3 protein-coding genes and 1 pseudogene are annotated in these 3815 nt (G+C 62.9%); 2 read left to right on the top strand and 2 right to left on the bottom strand.

The window, feature by feature from the left end:
• Both PF446_RS07220 and PF446_RS07225 read left to right on the top strand, forming a co-directional pair.
• Positions 1–1161, top strand: a pseudogene (locus PF446_RS07220) (IS1182 family transposase); the annotation flags it as partial.
• 342 nt (positions 1162–1503) lie between these two features.
• Positions 1504–1851, top strand: coding sequence for a hypothetical protein (locus PF446_RS07225; protein ID WP_298070639.1), 348 nt, complete (start codon positions 1504–1506; stop codon positions 1849–1851).
• A gap of 169 nt (positions 1852–2020) precedes the next feature.
• Here PF446_RS07225 and PF446_RS07230 read toward each other — a convergent pair whose 3' ends face one another.
• Both PF446_RS07230 and PF446_RS07235 read right to left on the bottom strand, forming a co-directional pair.
• Positions 2021–2569: a DUF805 domain-containing protein gene (locus PF446_RS07230; protein ID WP_298070641.1), complete on the bottom strand. Its 549-nt coding sequence runs from the start codon at positions 2567–2569 to the stop codon at positions 2021–2023.
• Between the two features lie 181 nt (positions 2570–2750).
• A complete protein-coding gene (locus tag PF446_RS07235; protein ID WP_298070643.1) occupies positions 2751–3761 on the bottom strand; it encodes an isocitrate dehydrogenase in 1011 nt (336 codons plus the stop codon).
• Positions 3762–3815 lie beyond the last annotated feature (54 nt).

A 3815-nucleotide genomic window follows, 5' to 3' on the forward strand; every position in this document is an offset into this window, starting at 1 on the left:
GATGTGGCTGACGGGTCAACTGGTGCCGGATTTCAAGACGATTGCCGACTTTCGCCGCGACAACGGTGCGGCGATCCGCAAGGTCTGCCGCGAGTTCGTGCTGCTGTGCCGTCGGCTGGGTCTGTTCGCGCAGGCGCTGGTCGCGATCGACGGCAGCAAGTTCAAGGCGGTGAACACCCGCGACAAGAACTACACCCGGGCCAAGGTACAGCGGCGCATTGAGCAAATCGAGGAGAGTGTTGCGCGGTACCTGTCCGAGCTGGACACCGCTGACCGCCGCGGCGATGCCGAAGTCAACGAAGCGCATACGCGCCACCTCAAGGACAAGATCGCCAAGCTGCACTCGGAGATGCAGCGCATGCAAACCTTGGCGAAGGAGGTCGAGGCTGCGCCCGACCACCAGATCTCACTCACCGATCCCGATGCGCGTTCCATGGCGACCAGCGGCAAGGGTACCGGCATGGTGGGCTACAACGTGCAGACAGCCGTGGATGCCAAGCATCACCTGATCGTCGATCACCAGGTCACCAACGTTGGCCATGATCGCAATCAGCTTGCCGTGATGGCGACACGTGCCAAGGACATCATGCAGGTTGAGCATCTGGAAGTGGTTGCGGATCGCGGCTACTTCAGCAGTCCGGAGATTGTGGCCTGCGAAACGTCCGGCATCACCCCGTACGTCCCGAAGCCCCAAACGTCCAACAACCATGCCAAAGGGCTGTTCGACAAACGGGACTTTGTTTACCTGCCGGACGTCAACGAATACCGTTGCCCGGCCGGGCAGTCCTTGACTTGGCGCTTCCGCTCCATCGAGGCCGGACTGGAGATGGATTGCTACTGGAGTTCAGTCTGCAAGGGTTGCGCGCTCAAGGCGCAATGCACGTCGGGGCCGAATCGCCGCGTCAGGCGTTGGGTCCACGTAGACGTTCTGGACGCAATGCAGCAACGGCTCGATCGTGACGCGGGCAAGATGCGCACGCGCCGGTGTACGGTGGAGCATCCCTTTGGCACGTTGAAGTCATGGATGGGCTACATGCACTTCCTGACACGCACGCTTGAGCATGTCAGTACCGAGATGAGCCTACAGTGCTCGCGTACAACCTGAAACGGGTAATGCGAATCATGGGGATCGCACCATTGATGGAGGCGATTGCCGCGTGAGTGGCTTCGCGCTTCGCTTCCGGCCACTGCAGCGAGCCCTTTGCGCCAACCTTCTGATCGAATCGCAGATCCGATGGCAAACATCGCGACGCCCGCACTGATCCACGGAGAATGCGATATCGGCGTCCTGCGCCGCGAAACTGATCCACCTGATGCGCAAAAGCGTTTTCACACAGCCTGGACCCAAACCCGACGTACGATAGGCGTGGATTCCGGTACAGTGGATCCAGCCACTCATCCAGGCGGACGCGCTGCGCGCGCCGCTTGATTCACGCATTGGGCACCAGAGAGAACCGGCTTTTGGACTTGACCAGAACTGACGCGCTACGTGCATACGCGCGAATGATGAACACCCTGTCTGTAGGCAGCTTCGAGGGCATGCTTGCAGACGATTTCACCTACGAGTCCCACTACGTATACGAGATGATTGAATCGAAGCAGGCATTTCTCGAGTACATCAAGCCGAGACTTCAATCGATTGCGCAAGCGGATACCAGGATATTTGCCGAGATGGGCATGGTGTCGGCATACGGGGAGAGACAGCCCTGTGTCGCCCTTGCGCAGTACAACAAGAGCCTTCTGGTGGGCCTGGTGCTGGCCAGGGTACAAGACAACAAGTTGTCGCGCCTGGATCTTTGCATTGTTCCGGCACCCGAGTCCGCGGATCGTAGCGGCGAGTACCCGGATTGATGCGCGACTGAGGCTTACCGTCGCACGCAGTCCTTCCCGACCCAACGTCCGCCGCCGATAGCGGACGTTCATTCATACTATTCACCCGTTGACCTGGGATGTTCGAACCGTACCGACCTGCCTTGCTTGGTGACGGCCGCCCAGCCGGGATGGCGAGGCTGGGGCGTGCTCAGGCCGTGGGCGTATCGACCGGCTCCTGTGCCTGGGTCGGGTAGGTGAGCAGGTACAGCAGCACCAGGATGCCGGCCACCGGCGCCAGACTGATGAGCTGCCACCAGGGGCTCAGGCCGGCGTCGCGCAGCCGTCGCGTGCACGCCGCGATCCAGGGCAGCAGCACGAACAGGGAGGCGACCTGCAGGGGGAGCGTACCGAGGCCCCCGGCGAACAGCTCGGCAATGGCCAGCAGCATGGCCATGGCGAGCGCGAACCACCAGAAATCCGCGCGCGGCGTGGTGCCGGTGAATTCCAGGCCGCGCAGCACGCCCTCGCGCATGGCCTGGAGGGCGAGCTGGCTGGGAGCCGTGGCGCCCGCCAGCAGGCTCTCGGCCGGCACCTCGAACACCGCGGCCAGTGCCCGCAGGGACTCCGTCGATATCCGTGCCCCGGATTCGAGACGCTGGATGGTCCGCAGGTTCAGGCCACTCAGCCGGGCCAATTGCTCCTGTGACCAATGGCGAGCGGCGCGCAGCTCGCGAAGTCGGGTGCTGTTGATGAGCATGGAAGTTCCTCGGCATGTGGGCCCGGGCCCCCATCATCATCATGCCGCAGGTCTGCCAGGCGTGACGACAGGGACCCGCAACGGGCACGACACCAGCACGCCGGGCGCTGTCGGGCCATCCGGACATGGAAAAGGCCGCGGCGGGAGCCGCGGCCTCCATGGACGAGAATGGACGGGTGCCTCAGCCCTTCACGTGCTCGACCAGCGCATCGGCAAAGGTTTCCGTGCTGCCCTTGCCGCCCAGGTCAGGCGTGGTGCGGTCGCCGGCGGTCAGGGTCTCGCGGATGGCGGTGCGGATGCGGGTGCCCTTTTCCACCATATCGATGTGATCCAGCATCTCGGCCGCCGCCAGCAAAAGCGCACAGGGATTGGCCAGCCCCTTGCCGGCGATATCCGGGGCCGAACCGTGCACGGCCTCGAAGATGGCCGCCTCGGCGCCGATGTTGGAGCCCGGCGCCAGGCCCAGGCCGCCGACCAGTCCGGCGCACAGGTCGGAAATGATGTCGCCGAACAGGTTGGTGGTGACGATCACGTCGAACTGATGCGGGTTCATCACCAATTGCATGCAGGTGTTGTCGACAATCAGCTCGTTGAACTCGATGTCCGGGTATTCCTTGGCGATTTCGCGCGCCACGTTCAGGAACAGGCCCGAACTGGTCTTCATGATGTTGGCCTTGTGCACCGCGGTGACCTTCTTGCGTCCCTTGCGGCGGGCCATTTCGAAGGCATATCGGACGATGCGCGTCGAACCGCGCCGGGTGTTGCGGATGATCGAGGTGGCGGTCTGGCCATCCTCGGAGAGCGTCTGGCCCTCGGCCAGGTAGGCGCCCTCGGTGTTTTCGCGCACCGTGATGATGTCGATGTCGTCGAAGCGCGACCTGGTTCCAGGAAAACTGATCGCCGGACGAACGTTGGCATACAGGTCGAAATGCCGGCGCAACTGTACGTTGATCGACGAAAAACCGCCGCCCACCGGCGTGGTCAACGGGCCCTTCAGCGCGATGCTGTGCTTGGCGATGGTGTCAAGCGTGGCCGTCGGCAGCAACTCGCCGTGCTTTTCCAGCGCAACCATGCCGGCATCGACGAAGTCATAGGTCAACCCGCAGTCGAGCGCGTCGAGTACGCGTAGCGTGGCGGTCATGATCTCGGGTCCGATTCCGTCCCCTTTGATCACGGCAATGGTCTTGCTCATGGAATACTCCTTGGCGACGCGCCTTCAAACGCGTTCATCTGGACAGTCGCCGCG

Origin of the sequence: Oleiagrimonas sp. (assembly GCF_027858935.1) — a bacterium.
GTDB lineage: Bacteria > Pseudomonadota > Gammaproteobacteria > Xanthomonadales > Rhodanobacteraceae > Oleiagrimonas.

Coding starts and splice junctions, on each gene's coding strand:
- PF446_RS07225 (WP_298070639.1), top strand. CDS start 1,504: ATGATGAACACCCTGTCTGTAGGCAGCTTCGAGGGCATGCTTGCAGAC.
- PF446_RS07230 (WP_298070641.1), bottom strand. CDS start 2,569: ATGCTCATCAACAGCACCCGACTTCGCGAGCTGCGCGCCGCTCGCCAT.
- PF446_RS07235 (WP_298070643.1), bottom strand. CDS start 3,761: ATGAGCAAGACCATTGCCGTGATCAAAGGGGACGGAATCGGACCCGAG.